This is a genomic window from Pseudomonas brassicacearum (assembly GCF_003732175.1).
Classification (GTDB): domain Bacteria; phylum Pseudomonadota; class Gammaproteobacteria; order Pseudomonadales; family Pseudomonadaceae; genus Aquipseudomonas; species Aquipseudomonas brassicacearum_G.
The window spans coordinates 96408-113531 of the sequence record NZ_MOBI01000022.1; the positions used below are offsets into that span (position 1 = coordinate 96408).

At 59.8% G+C, this 17124-nt stretch carries 18 protein-coding genes; 17 read left to right on the plus strand and 1 reads right to left on the minus strand.

Translation table 11 applies throughout. The features are described from left to right. Nucleotides 1-4: 4 nt before the first annotated feature. The 15 genes from fliH (at nucleotide 5) to flhB (ending at nucleotide 12293) form a co-directional block, all read left to right on the plus strand. Nucleotides 5-814 (plus strand): flagellar assembly protein FliH, encoded by an 810-nt coding sequence (gene fliH / locus BK658_RS21040; protein ID WP_123583996.1) that lies wholly within the window; start codon nucleotides 5-7, stop codon nucleotides 812-814. After that, nucleotides 804-2162, plus strand: coding sequence for a flagellar protein export ATPase FliI (gene fliI / locus BK658_RS21045; RefSeq protein ID WP_123583997.1), 1359 nt, complete (start codon nucleotides 804-806; stop codon nucleotides 2160-2162). The genes fliH and fliI overlap by 11 nt, the downstream gene beginning before the upstream one ends. Nucleotides 2163-2168: 6 nt before the next feature. Beyond that, complete coding sequence (gene fliJ, locus BK658_RS21050) at nucleotides 2169-2618, plus strand: flagellar export protein FliJ (RefSeq protein ID WP_123583998.1); 450 nt, start codon at nucleotides 2169-2171, stop codon at nucleotides 2616-2618. Between the two features lie 133 nt (nucleotides 2619-2751). Beyond that, complete coding sequence (locus tag BK658_RS21055; RefSeq protein ID WP_123583999.1) at nucleotides 2752-3060, plus strand: STAS domain-containing protein; 309 nt, start codon at nucleotides 2752-2754, stop codon at nucleotides 3058-3060. A 5-nt stretch (nucleotides 3061-3065) separates the two neighbouring features. Then, a complete protein-coding gene (locus tag BK658_RS21060; RefSeq protein WP_123584000.1) occupies nucleotides 3066-4772 on the plus strand; it encodes a fused response regulator/phosphatase in 1707 nt (568 codons plus the stop codon). 30 nt (nucleotides 4773-4802) lie between these two features. After that, nucleotides 4803-5171, plus strand: coding sequence for an Hpt domain-containing protein (locus BK658_RS21065; RefSeq protein ID WP_123584001.1), 369 nt, complete (start codon nucleotides 4803-4805; stop codon nucleotides 5169-5171). An 81-nt stretch (nucleotides 5172-5252) separates the two neighbouring features. Beyond that, nucleotides 5253-6665 carry a flagellar hook-length control protein FliK gene (locus BK658_RS21070; protein ID WP_123584002.1) on the plus strand — a complete coding sequence of 471 codons (1413 nt, stop codon included), beginning with the start codon at nucleotides 5253-5255 and terminating at the stop codon, nucleotides 6663-6665. A gap of 215 nt (nucleotides 6666-6880) precedes the next feature. Beyond that, nucleotides 6881-7381: a flagellar basal body-associated protein FliL gene (gene fliL, locus BK658_RS21075; protein WP_123584003.1), complete on the plus strand. Its 501-nt coding sequence runs from the start codon at nucleotides 6881-6883 to the stop codon at nucleotides 7379-7381. Nucleotides 7382-7390: 9 nt separating this feature from the next. Then, nucleotides 7391-8359, plus strand: a complete 969-nt coding sequence (gene fliM, locus BK658_RS21080) for a flagellar motor switch protein FliM (RefSeq protein WP_123584004.1) — start codon at nucleotides 7391-7393, stop codon at nucleotides 8357-8359. Nucleotides 8360-8428: 69 nt separating this feature from the next. Continuing rightward, nucleotides 8429-8890, plus strand: a complete 462-nt coding sequence (gene fliN, locus BK658_RS21085; RefSeq protein WP_123584125.1) for a flagellar motor switch protein FliN — start codon at nucleotides 8429-8431, stop codon at nucleotides 8888-8890. After that, a complete protein-coding gene (gene fliO, locus BK658_RS21090) occupies nucleotides 8891-9322 on the plus strand; it encodes a flagellar biosynthetic protein FliO (protein WP_123584005.1) in 432 nt (143 codons plus the stop codon). Further along, nucleotides 9322-10071, plus strand: coding sequence for a flagellar type III secretion system pore protein FliP (gene fliP, locus BK658_RS21095; protein WP_123584006.1), 750 nt, complete (start codon nucleotides 9322-9324; stop codon nucleotides 10069-10071). Before fliO ends, fliP begins: the two co-directional genes overlap by 1 nt. A gap of 23 nt (nucleotides 10072-10094) precedes the next feature. Then, on the plus strand, nucleotides 10095-10364 hold the full coding sequence (gene fliQ / locus BK658_RS21100) for a flagellar biosynthesis protein FliQ (protein ID WP_054596295.1): 270 nt from the start codon (nucleotides 10095-10097) through the stop codon (nucleotides 10362-10364). A 3-nt stretch (nucleotides 10365-10367) separates the two neighbouring features. Beyond that, entirely contained in the window at nucleotides 10368-11150 is a 783-nt protein-coding gene (gene fliR / locus BK658_RS21105; RefSeq protein ID WP_123584007.1) for a flagellar biosynthetic protein FliR, read from the plus strand. Nucleotides 11151-11153: 3 nt separating this feature from the next. Next, nucleotides 11154-12293 carry a flagellar biosynthesis protein FlhB gene (gene flhB / locus BK658_RS21110; protein WP_123584008.1) on the plus strand — a complete coding sequence of 380 codons (1140 nt, stop codon included), beginning with the start codon at nucleotides 11154-11156 and terminating at the stop codon, nucleotides 12291-12293. A 470-nt stretch (nucleotides 12294-12763) separates the two neighbouring features. Here flhB and BK658_RS21115 read toward each other — a convergent pair whose 3' ends face one another. After that, entirely contained in the window at nucleotides 12764-13060 is a 297-nt protein-coding gene (locus tag BK658_RS21115) for a DUF3077 domain-containing protein (protein WP_123584009.1), read from the minus strand. 504 nt (nucleotides 13061-13564) lie between these two features. Between BK658_RS21115 and flhA the strand changes: the two genes are divergently transcribed. Together flhA and flhF are read left to right on the plus strand one after the other, a co-directional pair. Continuing rightward, entirely contained in the window at nucleotides 13565-15694 is a 2130-nt protein-coding gene (gene flhA, locus BK658_RS21120; protein ID WP_123584010.1) for a flagellar biosynthesis protein FlhA, read from the plus strand. 11 nt (nucleotides 15695-15705) lie between these two features. Then, entirely contained in the window at nucleotides 15706-17037 is a 1332-nt protein-coding gene (flhF, locus tag BK658_RS21125; protein ID WP_123584011.1) for a flagellar biosynthesis GTPase FlhF, read from the plus strand. Nucleotides 17038-17124 lie beyond the last annotated feature (87 nt).

Sequence of the window (17124 nt, forward strand, 5' to 3'; positions counted from 1 at the left end):
CGCCATGGCATCCAAGAGTGATGAGTCGCCCACCGACCTGATCCGTGCGCGTGATGTCAGGGGTTTTGATATCTGGTCGCTGCCCAGCTTCGACCCGCACGTCCCGGAGCCTGAACCCGAGCCTGAGCCCGAGCCGCCGGAGATGGAAGAAGTGCCGCTGGAGGAAGTCCAGCCACTGACCCTCGAAGAGCTCGAAAGCATTCGTCAGGAAGCCTACAACGAAGGCTTCGCTACCGGTGAGCGAGAAGGTTTTCACAGCACCACGCTCAAGGTTCGTCAGGAAGCTGACGTGGCCCTTAGCGCGAAGCTCGCCAGCCTTGAATTGCTGATGGGCAATCTGTTCGAACCGATTGTCGAGCAAGATACGCAGATCGAGAAATCTCTGGTCGGGCTGGTCCAGCACATTGCCAGGCAGGTGATTCAGCGCGAGCTGGCCATCGACTCGACGCAAATCGAACACGTCATGCGCGAAGCCCTGAAATTGCTGCCGCTAGGCGTCGGGAATGTGCGTCTGTACATCAATCCGCAGGACTTCGAGCAGGTCAAGGCATTGCGCGAGCGCCATGAAGAGACCTGGCGCATTGTTGAAGACGAAGTCATGTTGCCGGGTGGATGCCGGGTCGAGACCGAGCACAGCCGTATCGACGCGACTGTAGAAACCCGTATCACGCAAATCATGGCCAAGCTGTTCGATCAATTGCATGATCAGACCTTGCATCCGGCTGAGGCGGATTTGACGCTGGAGCTTCCCGTCAGCGAAAAACCGTCTGCCCCACTGCTTGAACCAGAGCCGGAAATCGCTGATGCGCCTTGATCGCACCAGCTTCGGCAAGCGCCTGAGCACTTATGCACAGGCCACCGAGTTGCCCGGCCAACCGATCCTTGAAGGGCGCTTGCTGCGCATGGTCGGCCTGACGCTTGAAGCTGAGGGCCTGCGCGCCGCCATGGGCAGCCGTTGCATGGTGATCAACGACGACAGTTATCACCCGGTACAGGTCGAAGCCGAAGTCATGGGCTTCTCTGGCGGCAAGGTGTTTTTGATGCCGGTGGGCAGTGTCGCCGGCATCGCCCCGGGCGCCAGGGTTGTGCCCTTGGCCGATGCCGGGCGCTTGCCGATGGGCATGAGCATGCTCGGGCGGGTGCTGGATGGCGCCGGCCGTGCGCTGGACGGCAAGGGCGGAATGAAAGCCGAAGACTGGGTGCCGATGGATGGTCCGACCATCAACCCGCTCAAGCGCGACCCCATCTGCCAGCCGCTGGACGTGGGCATTCGCTCCATCAACGGATTATTGACAGTCGGTCGCGGTCAGCGCCTCGGCCTCTTCGCCGGCACCGGCGTCGGCAAGAGTGTGCTGCTGGGCATGATGACGCGCTTTACCGAGGCCGACATCATCGTGGTCGGGCTGATTGGCGAACGGGGCCGCGAGGTCAAGGAATTCATCGAGCACATACTCGGTGAGGAGGGGCTCAAGCGCTCCGTGGTGGTGGCGTCGCCTGCGGACGATGCGCCGCTGATGCGTCTGCGCGCCGCGATGTATTGCACGCGAATCGCCGAGTACTTCCGCGACAAGGGCAAGAACGTCCTGTTGCTGATGGATTCGCTGACCCGTTTTGCCCAGGCGCAACGGGAAATTGCTCTGGCCATCGGCGAGCCGCCTGCGACCAAGGGTTATCCTCCATCGGTATTCGCCAAACTGCCGAAACTGGTGGAGCGTGCCGGTAATGCCGAGGCGGGCGGCGGTTCGATCACCGCGTTTTATACGGTGTTGTCCGAAGGCGACGACCAGCAGGATCCGATCGCCGATGCCGCACGGGGCGTGCTCGACGGGCACATCGTCCTGTCGCGACGCCTGGCGGAAGAGGGGCATTACCCGGCGATCGATATCGAAGCGTCCATCAGTCGGGTCATGCCGTCGGTGGTCAGCCCAGACCACATGACCCGCGCGCAGTACTTCAAGCAGTTGTGGTCGCGTTATCAGCAAAGTCGCGACCTGATCAGTGTCGGCGCCTACGTAGCGGGCGGCGATCGGGAAACCGATCTGGCGATCTCGTTGCAGCCGCAATTGGCCAAGTACCTGCGTCAGGGTCTGAACGACAGCATCAGCCTGGGTGAGAGCGAGGCGTACCTTGCCTCGATCTTCGCCCCGGCGGCTGGCGGCTAACACCTCATGGCCCAGAGCCGGTCGGCGCGCCTGGCGCCCGTGGTCGATATGGCTGAAAAGGCCGAAAAGACCGCCGCCCAGCGCCTGGGACACTTCCAGGGCCAGGTGCGATTGGCCGAAAGCAAGCTCGCCGACCTCGAAAGCTTCCGCCTCGAGTACCAGGAACAATGGATCGTACGCGGCAGCCATGGTGTCTCGGGGCAATGGTTGCTGGGGTATCAGGGCTTTCTCGCGCAATTGGGCACCGCGATCGATCAGCAGCGCCAAAGCCTGGCCTGGCACCAGAACAACCTGAACAAGGCGCGTGACACCTGGCAGCAGGCGTTTGCCCGGGTTGAAGGACTGCGCAAACTGGTGCAGCGTTACGTGGATGAAGCCCGCCAACTCGAAGACCGGCGCGAGCAGAGGCTGCTCGACGAGCTTTCCCAGCGTTTGCCGCGCCACGACCCCTATTGAGCGTTGGTTTGAAAAGATCGCATGTAAACGCGATCTCGTAGGAACTGCCGAAGGCTGCGATCTTTTGACCTTGCTCATGCCCCCTGCAAGTGCTAAACCTTCTACACGTTGCCAATGACAGGGAAGCCGCAGCATGTCAGTCGTTACAGAAGTATCGCCGGATGGGCAAAAACTCACGATTTCGGTCAAGGGGCGGTTCGATTTCGCCAAGCATCAGGAATTTCGTGAGTCCTACGAGCGCCCTGACGGGCAGATGCCAAGCTCGGTGGTGGTCGACTTGAAAGAAGCGACCTACCTCGATAGCTCGGCGTTGGGTATGTTGCTGCTGCTGCGTGATCACGCTGGTGGAGACAACTCCGATATTCGTGTGGTCAACAGCAGTACCGATGTGAAGAAAATCCTCGCCATCTCCAATTTCGACAAGTTGTTCGACATCAGTTGATCGTCATGTCGACGCTGCCCGAACCGCTGATCGTGCTGATCGCTGAAGACAGCGCGGCCGATCGCTTGCTGCTATCGAGTATTGTCCGTCGTCAGGGGCATGAGGTGTTGGCTGCGGCCAACGGCGCCGAGGCGGTTGAGCTGTACCAGCAGCAGCGCCCGCAACTGGTGTTGATGGATGCGATGATGCCGGTGATGGATGGTTTCGAAGCGGCACGACAGATCAAGCTGCTGGCTGGCGAAACGCTGGTGCCGATCATCTTCCTGACCTCGCTGACGGAAAGCGAGGCCCTGGCGCGTTGCCTGGAGGCGGGTGGCGACGATTTTCTGGCAAAACCTTATAACCAGGTGATCCTCGGCGCCAAGATCAAGGCGATGGATCGTTTGCGGCGCTTGCAGGCGACGGTCCTGGAGCAGCGTGATCTGATCGCCAGGCACCATGAGTACCTGCTCAATGAGCAGCGGGTGGCCAAGGCGGTATTCGACAAGGTTGCTCACTCCGGTTGCCTGAGCGCTCCCAATATCCGTTATTCACAATCCCCCTATGCACTGTTCAATGGCGACCTGTTGCTGGCGGCATTTACGCCTGCCGGTGACATGCATGTACTGCTGGGAGATTTCACCGGTCATGGCCTGCCGGCAGCGGTTGGCGCCATGCCGCTGGCGGAAGTGTTCTACGGCATGACCGCCAAGGGTTACGGTCTGGCGGAAATGCTGTGCGAGATGAACGCCAAGCTCAAACGTATCCTGCCGGTGGATATGTTCTGTTGCGCGACCCTGTTGTGCCTGAGTTTTCAGCGTCGTTCGGTGGAGGTCTGGAACGGCGGTATGCCGGATGGTTATCTGCATGATATCGCCAACGACAAGCGCACCGTATTGCCGGCGCGGCATCTGCCGCTGGGAGTGTTGAGTTCGCAAGCCTTTGATGATCGCACCGAGGTGTTCCCGATGGCCCTCGGCGATCGGGTGTTCCTGTTGTCAGACGGCGTGATCGATACCTGTGATGCCAACGACCAGTTGTTTGGTGTCGAGCGGTTGCAGCAGGTGTTTGCCGACAATCGCCAGCCAGACCGACTGTTCGAGGAGATCGAGCAGGCGCTGCAGGATTTCCGTGGCGAGGCGCGTGACGATGTCAGCATGCTGGAGGTTCGCCTGCTCGAGGCCTCGCAACTCACGCCTCCGGCCATGGTGTATTCCGACAGCAGTGTGTCTTGCCCACTGGATTGGTCGGTGAGTTTTGAGTTTCGTGCAGACTCGCTCAGGCGCTTCAATCCGTTGCCTTATCTGATGCAATTGTTGCTTGAGGTGCATGGGTTGCGGGCGCAAAGCGGGGCGCTTTACAGTGTGCTGGCCGAGCTCTATTCCAATGCACTGGAGCATGGTGTGCTGGGCCTGGATTCGAGTATCAAGCGCGATGCCTCCGGGTTTTCGCGGTATTACGAGCAGCGCAATGCGCGTCTGGAGGCGCTTGAGGATGGCTACCTGCGGGTGCATATGCAGCTGTCGCCGCAAGGTGCGGGAGGCTGTCTGGTGGTGGAAGTCGAAGACAGTGGCGCGGGGTTCGACGTGCAACGGGTCATGGCTCGGCCTGTCGACAGCGGCCGCTTGTCGGGTCGTGGTGTGAGTCTGATTCGTCAGTTGAGCCACAACGCCAGTTGGTCGGACAATGGTCGACGTGCCCGCGTGGAGTTTTCCTGGGAGGCTCAGGCATAATCCGCACATTCTTGATCAAGGAGCGAACAAGTGACTGACATTCATCTGGATCACGACGTGTTGAGTGCGCTGCAAGAAGTCATGGAGGATGAGTACCCGATACTTCTGGATACTTTTCTTCAGGACTCTGAAGAGCGTTTGACTCAGCTGCGTAAAACCCACGACCCTGATCAACTGCTCAGTACCGCCCACAGCTTCAAGGGCAGTAGCAGCAACATGGGCGCCACGCGCCTGGCCGAGTTGTGCAGTGAGCTGGAGCTGCGGGCCAAACAAAAAAGCCTCGCGGGAATCGAAGAGCTGGTCGGAGAAATCGATGGCGAATTCGCTATTATCCGGCCGCTTTACGAAGCAGAGCGCCAGCGTTCCGTCGGTGGCAACACGACCGCCCGGCGTTATTAGTCGCTGTCGAGCAAACCTGGCTCGACCTTTGCATTTCAGTTGATCAACTGTACCTACGATCCCAGTGCAGCGGAGACCGTTATGCCCCTTGCCCCGAATTCGCTTCTTCAGGCCGCCTCGCAGGCCAAGACACAGTCCGTGTCTGCCAGCGTGCCTGTCAATGCGCCGGCAGCGCCTGCAGAGCCCCGGGATAAGGCCGCAAGCTTTTCTCAGGTCTATGCCAAACAGGCGCAAGCTGCCCCGGCGTCTAGTGCTACCGCGGCCGGTAAAAGCGTGCGTGACAAAGTGGCGGACAGCACCGGCAAAAAAGTGGCGCCTGACAACAAGTCTGCCGCCCCGCAGGCGACCGTTGCCGATAGCGGCAAGTCCTTGCCCGCCGACAAGCCGGCGGATACCAGCGATAAGGCCGCTAGCGACACAAGCGCTGCAAGCGACACAAGCGATTCTGCAGCGGCCAAGAATGCCCCGGTAGCTGATAGTGCTCCGCTCGACCCTGCTCTCGATCCGGCACTGGCGCAGGCGGTGCAATCGGCTCCAGCGCCAGTGCCGGTACCCGATCCACAAACACCGCCAGTGGTTGCTCAGGATCAGGTTCAGACCCTGCCTCAGGTCGATGCGGCTCTTGTGGCGACGGTGGCGCCTGCGCCGGCTCAGCCTGCGGTCGCGACGGATCCCTCGTTCGATCCTGCATCCGATCCTTTGGACGCGATGCCGGCCTTGCGTCTGGCACTGGAGCAAAGTGGTCACGTGTCGGCCTCCAGCCAGTCCCCGACAAAAGCGACACCGGATCAGACCGATAGCGAGCCCACCGCGGCGCAGAACTTTGCCAATGGCATGGCGAGCATGCTTGACGTGCAAATCAGCAAGGACAGCACTAGCCAGGGGGGCGAAAAGTCCTTCAGTGGGTTGATCGACGACGGGCTCAAGGACTTGAAATCGGCGACCAGTGACACGCGCGTTGACGATTTTGCCAATCGCCTGGCAGCGCTGACCCAGGCCGCCACGCCAAAGACCGCGAATGCGTTGCCGGTGAATCAACCGATCGCCATGCATCAGAGCGGCTGGACCGAGGAAGTGGTCAATCGGGTCATGTACCTGTCGAGTGCCAACCTCAAGGCGGCCGATATACAGCTTCAGCCGGCAGAATTGGGTCGCCTGGATATCCGGGTGAACATGGTTCCCGATCAGCAGACTCAAGTGACCTTCATGAGTGCTCACGTTGGTGTGCGTGAGGCGTTGGACAGCCAGATGCATCGTCTGCGCGACATGTTTGCCCAGCAAGGCATGGGGCAAGTCGATGTCAACGTGTCCGACCAGTCTCGCGGCTGGCAAGGGCACGGGCAGCAGCAGGCCCAGCAAGGCCAGGGCGCAGGCACGACTGCCAGCGGTGGTCGTCTGGGCTCGGCGGATGAAGAGCTGCCGGCAAGCGTGGCTGAAGCAGCCGCCAGCACGACCAGCGTCGTAGGCTCCAGCGCGGTCGACTATTACGCCTGATTGCCGCTGATCGTTCCCACGCTCCCGCGTGGGAATGCATCCCGAGACGCTCTGCGTCTCAAGATCGGACGCCGAGCGTCCGTGGCGACATTCCCACGCAGAGCGTGGGAACGATCGTAAATTCAGATCCCCCTCACTACCGACACTTCTGGCATAACACTTGCTCTTGCCTTGCCGTGCACCTGTGAAAACTCGAATAGTGACGGATTATTGGCATGGCGAAGAGCGAAGCAGCAGTGAAAGACCCTGCCGGGAAAGGCAAACTCAAGCTTATTCTCGTGATAGTGCTGGCTGTGCTGCTGGCGATCGGTCTGTCCGTGGGGGCGACCTGGTACTTCATGCACAGCGCTCAGAGCAAGCCTGCGCCTGCGGCCGAAGCCGCCAGTAACACCAAGCCAGCGGCAATTTATGAACCCATGGCTCCGGCCTTCGTGGCCAACTACAACCAGAATGGCCGTCAGCGCTACATGCAGGTGAGCATTACCCTGCAGGCGCGTAACCAGGCCGACCTGGATGCGCTGAAAGTGCATATGCCGGTGATCCGCAACAATCTGGTCATGCTGTTCTCCGGGCAGAATTTCGACACCCTGGCGACTCCGGTCGGTCAGGAAATGCTGCGCCAGAAAGCCACTGCCAGTGTGCAGGAAGTGGCGCAAAAAGAAGTCGGCAAAGTCGTTATCGACCAGTTGCTGTTCACCAATTTCGTACTGCAGTAGGAACACGACATGGCCGTGCAGGACCTGCTGTCCCAGGATGAGATCGATGCGCTGTTGCATGGCGTCGACGACGGTCTGGTACAGACCGACAATGCTGCTGAACCGGGCGGAGCTAAAAGCTACGACCTGACCAGCCAGGATCGCATCGTTCGCGGACGCATGCCGACCCTGGAAATGATCAACGAGCGTTTTGCCCGCTACACGCGCATCAGCATGTTCAACATGTTGCGTCGCTCGGCAGACGTTGCCGTCGGTGGTGTACAGGTGATGAAGTTCGGCGAGTACGTGCACTCACTGTATGTACCGACCAGCCTCAACCTGGTCAAGATCAAGCCGTTGCGCGGCACTGGGCTGTTCATTCTGGATGCCAAGCTGGTGTTCAAGCTCGTGGACAATTTTTTTGGCGGTGACGGTCGTCACGCCAAGATCGAAGGTCGTGAATTCACCCCGACCGAATTGCGCGTCGTGCGCATGGTGCTGGAGCAGGCCTTCATCGATCTGAAGGAAGCCTGGCAAGCGATCATGGAAGTCAACTTCGAGTACATCAACTCGGAAGTGAACCCGGCCATGGCCAACATCGTCGGGCCGAGCGAAGCGGTGGTGGTCTCGACCTTCCACATCGAACTCGATGGCGGTGGCGGCGATCTGCACGTGACCATGCCGTACTCGATGATCGAGCCGGTCCGCGAAATGCTCGATGCCGGCTTCCAGTCGGACCTCGACGATCAGGACGAGCGCTGGGTCAATGCCTTGCGCCAGGACTTGCTCGACGTCGACGTACCGATCGGTGCCACGGTTGCCCGTCGCCAATTGCGCCTGCGGGACATCCTGCACATGCAGCCGGGCGATGTGATCCCGGTGGAACTACCGGAAGAAATGGTCATGCGCGCCAACGGCGTGCCGGCCTTCAAGGTCAAGATGGGCTCCCATAGGGGCAACCTGGCGTTGCAAGTGATCGAGCCGATCGAGCGACGCTGATCTGCGTTCGCACACATTCGCTTTTAATTGACGGCGTCCAATTGATTGGTTGCCCGCTGAGGACAAATGATGGCTGACGAAATGAATACCCAGGACGACCAGGCGCTGGCCGATGAATGGGCTGCGGCGCTCGAAGAAACGGGTGATGCCGGGCAGGACGATATTGACGCCTTGCTGGCCGCTGATGCGGCGAGTTCGTCGTCCTCCAGTCGTATGGCAATGGAAGAGTTCGGCAGCGTGCCGAAGAACAACGAGCCAGTGACCCTCGACGGTCCTAACCTGGACGTGATTCTGGACATCCCGGTGTCGATTTCCATGGAAGTCGGCAGCACCGATATCAACATTCGTAACCTGCTGCAGCTCAACCAGGGCTCGGTGATCGAACTTGACCGTTTGGCCGGCGAACCGCTGGACGTGCTGGTCAATGGCACGCTCATCGCTCACGGCGAAGTGGTGGTGGTCAACGAGAAGTTCGGCATCCGCCTGACCGACGTGATCAGCCCAAGCGAACGCATCAAGAAGCTGCGCTGAGTGAAGGCGTTTCTCGGCGTATTGCTGGCCTTGCCGCTCAGTGCATGGGCGGCGGAACCGGTAGCGGCGGTCGCGACCCCAGCGATCGGCAGCGGCGTGGCCGGGCAGTTGACTCAGTTGGTGCTGGGTTTGCTGCTGGTGCTGGGCCTGATCTTCTTCCTCGCCTGGTTGTTGCGCCGCGTCCAGCAGGCGGGTCCTGCCGGCAAAGGGCAGGTGATCGAGCTGATCGGCTCGCGCGCCCTCGGGCCGCGTGATCGCCTGGTGCTGGTGCAAGTCGGTAACGAGCAGATTCTGCTTGGGCTGACCCCGGGCACCATTACCCCGTTGCATGTGCTCAAGGAGCCGGTGCAAGTACCGAGCACCGAGCAGGCGACCCCCGAGTTTGCCCAGCGCCTGATGGAGTTGCTGGGTAAAGATAAGGATAAGAAGTAATGCCGTTGCGCATCCTGTTGGCACTGGTCCTGATGCTGGCCGCGCCGTTGGTGTTCGCTGCCGACCCGTTGTCGATCCCGGCGATCACCCTGGGCACGAACGCCAATGGCGCTCAGGAATACTCGGTCAGTCTGCAAATCCTGCTGATCATGACCGCGCTGAGCTTCATTCCGGCGTTCGTCATGCTGATGACCAGCTTCACCCGGATCATCATCGTGTTCTCGATCCTGCGTCAGGCCCTGGGTTTGCAGCAGACGCCGTCGAACCAGATCCTCACCGGCATGGCGCTGTTTCTGACCATGTTCATCATGGCGCCAGTCTTTGATCGGGTGAATCAGGATGCCTTGCAGCCTTATCTGGCCGAGAAGCTGACGGCTCAGGATGCGGTGGCCAAGGCGCAAGTACCGATCAAGGACTTCATGCTGGCGCAGACCCGCAGCAGCGACCTTGAGTTGTTCATGCGACTGTCCAAGCGCACCGACATCGCGACGCCGGACCAGGCGCCGCTGACCATTCTGGTGCCGGCCTTCGTGACCTCGGAACTGAAAACCGCGTTCCAGATCGGCTTCATGATCTTCATTCCGTTCCTGATCATCGACCTGGTCGTTGCCAGTGTGCTGATGGCCATGGGCATGATGATGCTCTCGCCACTGATCATTTCGCTGCCGTTCAAGATCATGCTGTTTGTGCTGGTGGATGGCTGGGCGTTGATCATCGGTACGCTGGCGAGCAGTTTCGGCGGTGTTTAGACAGAGTGGGCGGGTAGAGCGATATGACTCCTGAAGTTGCGGTAGACCTGTTTCGTGAAGCGCTCTGGCTGACCACCATGATGGTCGCCATATTGGTCGTTCCGAGTTTGCTGGTGGGGCTGCTGGTGGCGATGTTTCAGGCGGCCACGCAGATCAACGAACAGACCCTGAGTTTTCTGCCGCGTTTGCTGGTGATGCTGATCACGCTGATCGTTGCCGGTCCGTGGCTGATACAAACCTTCATGGAATACATACTGCGCTTGTACACCAGTATTCCGCAGTTGATCGGCTAAACCATGTCATTGCTGGCGCTGACCGATGCGCAAATCAGTACCTGGGTGGCCAGCTTCATGCTGCCGCTATTTCGGGTTGGCGCGGTGCTGACAACCATGCCGGTCTTCGGCACGACCCTGGTGCCCAGGCGTATCCGACTGTATTTCGCAGTGGCGATAACGGTGGTTATCGCGCCAGGACTGCCGCCGATGCCGCAGGTCAATCCGCTGGACTTGAGTGGTCTGCTGCTGATTGCCGAACAGATACTGATTGGCGCGTTGCTGGGGTTCTCCTTGCAGCTGTTCTTTCAGGCGTTCGTGGTGGCCGGGCAGATTATTTCGATTCAGATGGGCATGGGCTTCGCGTCCATGGTCGACCCCACCAACGGCGTGTCGGCGGCCGTCATCGGGCAGTTTTTGACGATGCTGGTGACGTTGCTGTTTCTGGGCATGAATGGCCATCTGGTGGTGTTTGAAGTCCTCACGGAAAGCTTCACGACCCTACCGGTAGGCAGCGGCATGCTGGTCAATCATTTCTGGGAAATGGCCGGCAAGATGGGCTGGGTGCTGGGAGCGGCCATGCTGCTGGTATTGCCGGCAATCACCGCATTGCTGGTCGTCAACATTGCCTTCGGGGTCATGACCCGCGCGGCGCCGCAACTGAATATCTTCTCTATCGGTTTTCCGCTGACCCTGGTGCTGGGCCTGGTGATTTTCTGGGTCAGCCTGGGGGACATTCTCAACCAGTATCAACCGTTGGCTGTCGAGGCCTTGCAGTTGTTGCGTGATATGGCACAGGCGCGCTGAATCATGGCTGAAAGCGAGAGTGGTCAGGACAAGACAGAAGACCCCACGGACAAGCGCAAGAAAGACTCCCGTGAAAAGGGTGAGATCGCTCGCTCCAAAGAGCTCAATACCCTGGTGGTGATGCTGGCCGGGGCGGGTGGGTTGTTGATCTACGGCGGCGGTCTGGCGCTGGACCTGCTGGAAATCATGCGCCTGAACTTCTCCTTGCCGCGTGAAGTGGTGCTGACTCCGGACGCCATGGGCCTGTACTTGCTGAAGTCGGGCAAGATCGCGATTATCGCGGTGCAACCGGTGCTGCTGACCTTGTTGTTGGCGGCGATCATTGGTCCGATTTCCCTGGGTGGCTGGTTGTTCGCCGGCAGTAGCCTGGCACCCAAGTTCAGTCGAATGAATCCGGCCAACGGCCTCAAGCGGATGTTTTCGTCCACGGCGTTGATCGAGCTGCTCAAGGCCCTGGCAAAATTCCTGCTGGTGCTGTTCGTCGCGCTGAGCGTGCTGCGCTCGGACATCGACGACTTTTTGCGAATCGCCCATGAGCCGCTGGAGCAGGCGATTATTCACAGTGTGCAACTGGTGGGCTGGAGCACTTTGTGGATGGCGTGCGGGTTGATTCTGATCGCGGCAGTCGATGTGCCAGTTCAGCTCTACCAGAGTCACAAAAAACTGCTGATGACCAAGCAGGAAGTGCGCGACGAGCACAAGGATCAAGAAGGTCGCCCCGAGGTCAAACAGCGGATTCGCCAGTTGCAGCGCGAGATGTCCCAGCGGCGGATGATGGCGGCCATTCCCGAGGCCGATGTGGTCATTACCAACCCGACCCACTACGCGGTGGCGCTCAAGTACGATCCGGAGAAGGGCGGGGCGCCGATGCTGGTCGCCAAGGGCAGCGACTTCCTGGCGCTGAAGATTCGTGAAATCGCGGTGGCCAATGAGGTCTTGTTGCTCGAGTCGCCGGCCCTGGCGCGTTCGATCTATTACTCCACCGAGCTCGATCAGGAAATTCCTGGTGGGCTTTATCTGGCGGTTGCTCAGGTGCTGGCTTACGTTTATCAGATCCGCCAGTACCGCGCCGGCAAGGGCAAGCGTCCGGATCCGCTCAAGGACGATTTGCCGATTCCACCGGATCTGCGCCGCGATTCCTGACCGGTTCATCTCTTGGCGGTGTACGCCGATCAAAAATGTGGGAGCTGGCTTGCCTGCGAAGGCGGCCTGACAGCCGGCCAATCTCCCGCAGGTGTACATATCCATTCCTGCGGTAACGGCCACTTATGGTTCCGCTCTTACAGCGTGTCACTTTGGCAAACGCCCCAAAGTAACCAAAGGTCTCGCCCCAAGCGTACGGCGCCTCGCCTAGGCTCGGCGTTCCCTCGCTCCGGCATTCATCAGGGGGCATCGCCTACGGTCGGCTTCGCTTCGACCTCCTCTCGATGTGTTCGACTGCGTCGAACGGCGCTGCGCGCCTTCCCCCTGATGAACGCCTCCACTCGGCCTCCCGACGGGGCGGGTGGATCAAGATCAAGAGCTGCAGGCGAGCTAACGCTCGGCCTGTTGAGTGGGGTGGTGGTGGTGATCGTTCCCGCGCAGGCGCGTGGGAGCGATCCGTGGTGGGTGAGTTAATGCTCGGCTTTTTGATGGTTGTTCGATGCGGCTATGACTTTCACCACGTCATCGATGACGGCTTTGCTCATCTCCTGCAAATAGTGGGAGGCCCAGGCATAGCGGTCGGTTTTGCGCTCCATCGCTGCATCTTCGGCCAGCATCCTGGAGAGGTGGAGCAGGTCGGAGACGTGGGACAAGGCAGTGAGCAGAGGGACGCCACTGTTGACGCGGAACAGGGCTTGATCGTTGTGGATGGAGAAGGGGGTGAGGCCGGCGGTTTTCAGGTCTTGAGTGGAGATGGCTTTGTGCATGGCGTAGCTCCTCGATTACAGGCTGGAGCTGTCCCATTCGTTTCCAGGCGAAGGGTGGCAGCTGTGAGCGGGCTGGAAAACCGAGGAGGAAACCAAAACTCGGCAGACCCGAAGGTCTCCCGCACACAGCCGCCATAACAAAGAACTGCTGGAGAAAAAGCGCTCGGCAGTATGTCATGTGGCACATCGTTAGGTCTTACTCAATCGGGTTTCCAGGCCCGGTCGCTGATTTGGCAGCGACCACCGAAGACTAGTGATGCGATTTCCGAGGGGCAACCTTGAAAACCTGTCGGACGTTTCCCGCTGTTTTGCAGGTTTGTGGTCGCATTCTTAGGACGGGCGTTGAATATTCCGGCCTCTTCGCGGGTAAGCCTGCTCCCACAGGTTGAACACCATCACTGGCCTCTATTACCTGTCCCCGCAAAAGTTGGAAGGCTTCTTGCAATAGCCGGCCTGCGCCTGCTTCAGGCGTCAAAAGTTTGCTTCAAGGAACGGGGAATACCGGTGGATCGCTCTCAGTTAATCAACAGTGCCCGCAGCAACCTGGCAGACCTCAGTCGAGGCAATCTGGGTGTGCCGCTGTTGCTGTTGGTCATGCTGGCGATGATGATGTTGCCGGTCCCGCCGTTCCTGCTCGATGTGTTCTTCACCTTCAACATTGCGCTGTCGATTGTTGTGCTGCTGGTTTGCGTCTACGCCTTGCGGCCGCTGGATTTTGCGGTGTTTCCGACCATTCTGCTGGTCGCCACGTTGTTGCGACTGGCGTTGAACGTGGCCTCGACCCGGGTGGTAATGCTCCACGGTCAGGACGGCCATGCCGCCGCCGGCAGGGTGATCCAGGCCTTCGGCGAGGTGGTGATCGGCGGTAACTACGTGGTCGGTATCGTGGTCTTCGCGATTTTGATGATCATCAACTTCGTCGTGGTGACCAAAGGTGCCGGACGGATTTCCGAGGTCAGTGCACGTTTCACCCTCGATGCGATGCCGGGCAAGCAGATGGCCATCGACGCCGACCTGAACGCCGGCCTGATCGACCAGCCCGCAGCCAAGCTGCGCCGTATGGAGGTGGCTCAAGAGGCCGAGTTCTACGGTTCGATGGACGGTGCCAGCAAATTCGTGCGCGGTGACGCCATCGCCGGTCTGCTGATTCTGTTCATCAACCTGATTGGTGGCATGGCGGTCGGGATCTTCCAGCATGGCATGAGCTTCGGCGATGCTGGCAAAGTCTACGCATTGTTGACCATCGGTGACGGTTTGGTGGCGCAATTGCCATCACTGCTGCTGTCCACCGCGGCGGCGATCATGGTGACCCGTGCTTCCGGTTCGGAAGACATGGGCAAGCAGATCAATCGGCAGATGTTCGCGTCACCCAAGGCGTTGGCGGTGGCGGCCGGTTTGATGGCGGTCATGGGCCTGGTGCCAGGCATGCCGCACTTCTCCTTTCTCAGCATGGCAGCCGTCGCAGCAGGCGGCGCGTATCTGTTCTGGAAAAAACAGAACATCGTCAAGGTTCAGGCTCTGGAGGAGGTCAAGCGCCAGCAGGACCTGCTGCCGTCGCCGGCGCGGGCCATGGAAACCAAAGAGCTGGGCTGGGATGACGTGACCCCGATCGACATGATTGGTCTGGAAGTCGGCTACCGGCTGATTCCGCTGGTGGATCGCAACCAGGGTGGTCAGTTGCTGGCGCGGATCAAGGGCGTGCGCAAAAAGCTTTCCCAGGATCTGGGCTTCCTGATGCCGACCGTGCACATTCGCGACAACCTCGACCTGGCGCCAAGTGCCTACCGCCTGACCCTGATGGGGGTGATCCTTGCCGAGGCGGAGATTTATCCGGATCGCGAACTGGCGATCAACCCCGGGCAGGTCTACGGCACGCTCAATGGCATCACCGCCAAAGATCCGGCCTTTGGTCTGGAGGCGGTCTGGATCGAAATCAGTCAGCGTCCGCAGGCGCAGTCCCTGGGGTACACCGTGGTCGATGCCAGTACGGTGGTGGCGACTCACCTCAACCAGATTTTGTACAAACACTCCAGCGAGCTGATCGGCCACGAAGAAGTTCAGCAGCTCATGCAATTGCTGGCCAAAAGCTCGCCAAAACTGGCCGAGGAGCTGGTGCCGGGCGTCGTTTCGCTGTCGCAGCTGCTCAAAGTGCTGCAAGCCTTGTTGGCCGAACAGGTTCCGGTTCGCGACATTCGCAGCATTGCCGAGGCCATCGCGAACAATGCCTCCAAGAGTCAAGATACTGCCGCTCTGGTGGCGGCCGTCCGGGTTGGTGTATCGCGCGCTATCGTCCAAAGCATTGTAGGCACTGAGTCCGAGCTGCCTGTGATCACCTTGGAGCCAAGGTTGGAACAAATATTGCTCAATAGTCTTCAGAAGGCAGGACAAGGCTCGGAAGAGGGCGTTCTGCTGGAGCCAAGCATGGCAGAGAAGCTGCAGCGTTCGTTGATCGACGCCGCGCAGCGTCAGGAAATGCAAGGTCAACCAGTGATTCTGCTGGTAGCAGGTCCGGTACGCGCGATGCTCTCGCGGTTCGGACGTTTGGCAGTGCCGGGGTTGCATGTGTTGGCGTATCAGGAAATCCCTGACAACAAGCAAGTGACCATCGTTGCGACAGTAGGGCCCAACGGCTGAGGTAGTGGTTTATGCAAGTTAAGCGTTTTTTCGCCGCCGATATGCGTCAGGCCATGAAGCTGGTTCGCGATGAGCTGGGCGCTGATGCCGCCATTATCGGTAATCGCCGGATCGCCGGTGGTGTCGAGCTGACGGCGGCCCTGGATTACAAGCTGTCGGCGCTGGCCCCGCGTGTACCGAACATTGAACTCGAAGACGAGTTGCGCAAGACCCAGTCGCGGATCGTCACGGCTCAGGCTGAATTGAGCCTGCGTGGCGATGGTGAAGGTGATGCGAGCGCCAGCACCAATCGCCAGTTGTTTGCCGGCCTGCCGCTGACCGCTGCGGAACCGTTGATCGAGCCGACCTATGCTGAGCGGCCGCGTCCTGCTCCAGCGTCTGCACCGTCTGCCGGGGTTGACCCGCGGGCTTTCGACTCGATGCGTTTCGAACTCAATGGCCTGCGTGAATTACTCGAAGTGCAGTTGGGTTCGCTGGCCTGGAACCAGCTGCAAGGCAGTCGCCCGCAGCAAGCCAACCTGTGGCGTCGCCTGCAACGCATTGGCCTGTCCGGTCCGCTGTCGCGCGATCTGCTGGAACTGATTACTGAAATTGAAGAACCCCGTCAGGCCTGGCGCATGCTGTTGGCGCACCTGGCGCGGATGATCGTGACTCCGGAGATCGAGCCACTGGAAGAGGGTGGCGTGATCGCCATGGTCGGCCCTGCCGGCATGGGCAAAACCACGACGCTGGCCAAGCTGGCCGCGCGTTACGTGCTCAAGTACGGCGCGCAGAACATCGCGCTGGTCAGCATGGACAGCTTTCGCATTGGAGCCCAGGAACAGCTCAAGACCCTGGGGCGTATCCTCAATGTCTCGGTGACTCACGTCGATCCGGGCCAGTCGCTGGCGCAAGCCCTTGATCCACTGTTGCGCAAGCGTGTGGTGTTGATCGACACCGCCGGTCTGCAGGCCAGTGATCCGGCGTTGCGCATGCAGCTGGAAAGCCTGGCCGGTCGCGGGATCAAGTCGAAGAATTATCTGGTGCTGGCCACTACCAGCCAGAAGCAGGTGCTGACTGCCGCTTATCACAGTTACAAGCGGTGCGGGCTGGCAGGCTGCATCCTGACTAAACTGGATGAAACAGCGAGTCTGGGCGAGGTGTTGAGCCTGGCAATCAGCCACGAATTACCTGTCGCTTATCTGACTGACGGGCCAAGGATCCCGGATGATCTACATTTACCGCGCCGGCATCAGTTGGTCAGTCGCGCTGTAAGCGTGCAGATGCAGGAAGAACCCAGCGAAGAAGCCATGGCTGATATGTTCGCTGACCTCTACCACAGCCCGGCCAAGCGCGTCGGCTGAGGTAATAATGAATAGATTTGTATCTACATCGATGGCCTGCCATGCATTGTTCCCAAGTGAGCGCGCAGCCAGTCATGTAGTCCGCGT

Excerpts from the sequence above, each read along its gene's own strand:
- fliH (WP_123583996.1), top strand. The coding sequence starts at position 5 with ATGGCATCCAAGAGTGATGAGTCGCCCACCGACCTGATCCGTGCGCGT.
- fliI (WP_123583997.1), top strand. The coding sequence starts at position 804 with ATGCGCCTTGATCGCACCAGCTTCGGCAAGCGCCTGAGCACTTATGCA.
- fliJ (WP_123583998.1), top strand. The coding sequence starts at position 2,169 with ATGGCCCAGAGCCGGTCGGCGCGCCTGGCGCCCGTGGTCGATATGGCT.
- BK658_RS21055 (WP_123583999.1), top strand. The coding sequence starts at position 2,752 with ATGTCAGTCGTTACAGAAGTATCGCCGGATGGGCAAAAACTCACGATT.
- BK658_RS21060 (WP_123584000.1), top strand. The coding sequence starts at position 3,066 with ATGTCGACGCTGCCCGAACCGCTGATCGTGCTGATCGCTGAAGACAGC.
- BK658_RS21070 (WP_123584002.1), top strand. The coding sequence starts at position 5,253 with ATGCCCCTTGCCCCGAATTCGCTTCTTCAGGCCGCCTCGCAGGCCAAG.
- fliL (WP_123584003.1), top strand. The coding sequence starts at position 6,881 with ATGGCGAAGAGCGAAGCAGCAGTGAAAGACCCTGCCGGGAAAGGCAAA.
- fliM (WP_123584004.1), top strand. The coding sequence starts at position 7,391 with ATGGCCGTGCAGGACCTGCTGTCCCAGGATGAGATCGATGCGCTGTTG.
- fliN (WP_123584125.1), top strand. The coding sequence starts at position 8,429 with ATGGCTGACGAAATGAATACCCAGGACGACCAGGCGCTGGCCGATGAA.
- fliP (WP_123584006.1), top strand. The coding sequence starts at position 9,322 with ATGCCGTTGCGCATCCTGTTGGCACTGGTCCTGATGCTGGCCGCGCCG.
- fliQ (WP_054596295.1), top strand. The coding sequence starts at position 10,095 with ATGACTCCTGAAGTTGCGGTAGACCTGTTTCGTGAAGCGCTCTGGCTG.
- fliR (WP_123584007.1), top strand. The coding sequence starts at position 10,368 with ATGTCATTGCTGGCGCTGACCGATGCGCAAATCAGTACCTGGGTGGCC.
- flhB (WP_123584008.1), top strand. The coding sequence starts at position 11,154 with ATGGCTGAAAGCGAGAGTGGTCAGGACAAGACAGAAGACCCCACGGAC.
- BK658_RS21115 (WP_123584009.1), bottom strand. The coding sequence starts at position 13,060 with ATGCACAAAGCCATCTCCACTCAAGACCTGAAAACCGCCGGCCTCACC.
- flhF (WP_123584011.1), top strand. The coding sequence starts at position 15,706 with ATGCAAGTTAAGCGTTTTTTCGCCGCCGATATGCGTCAGGCCATGAAG.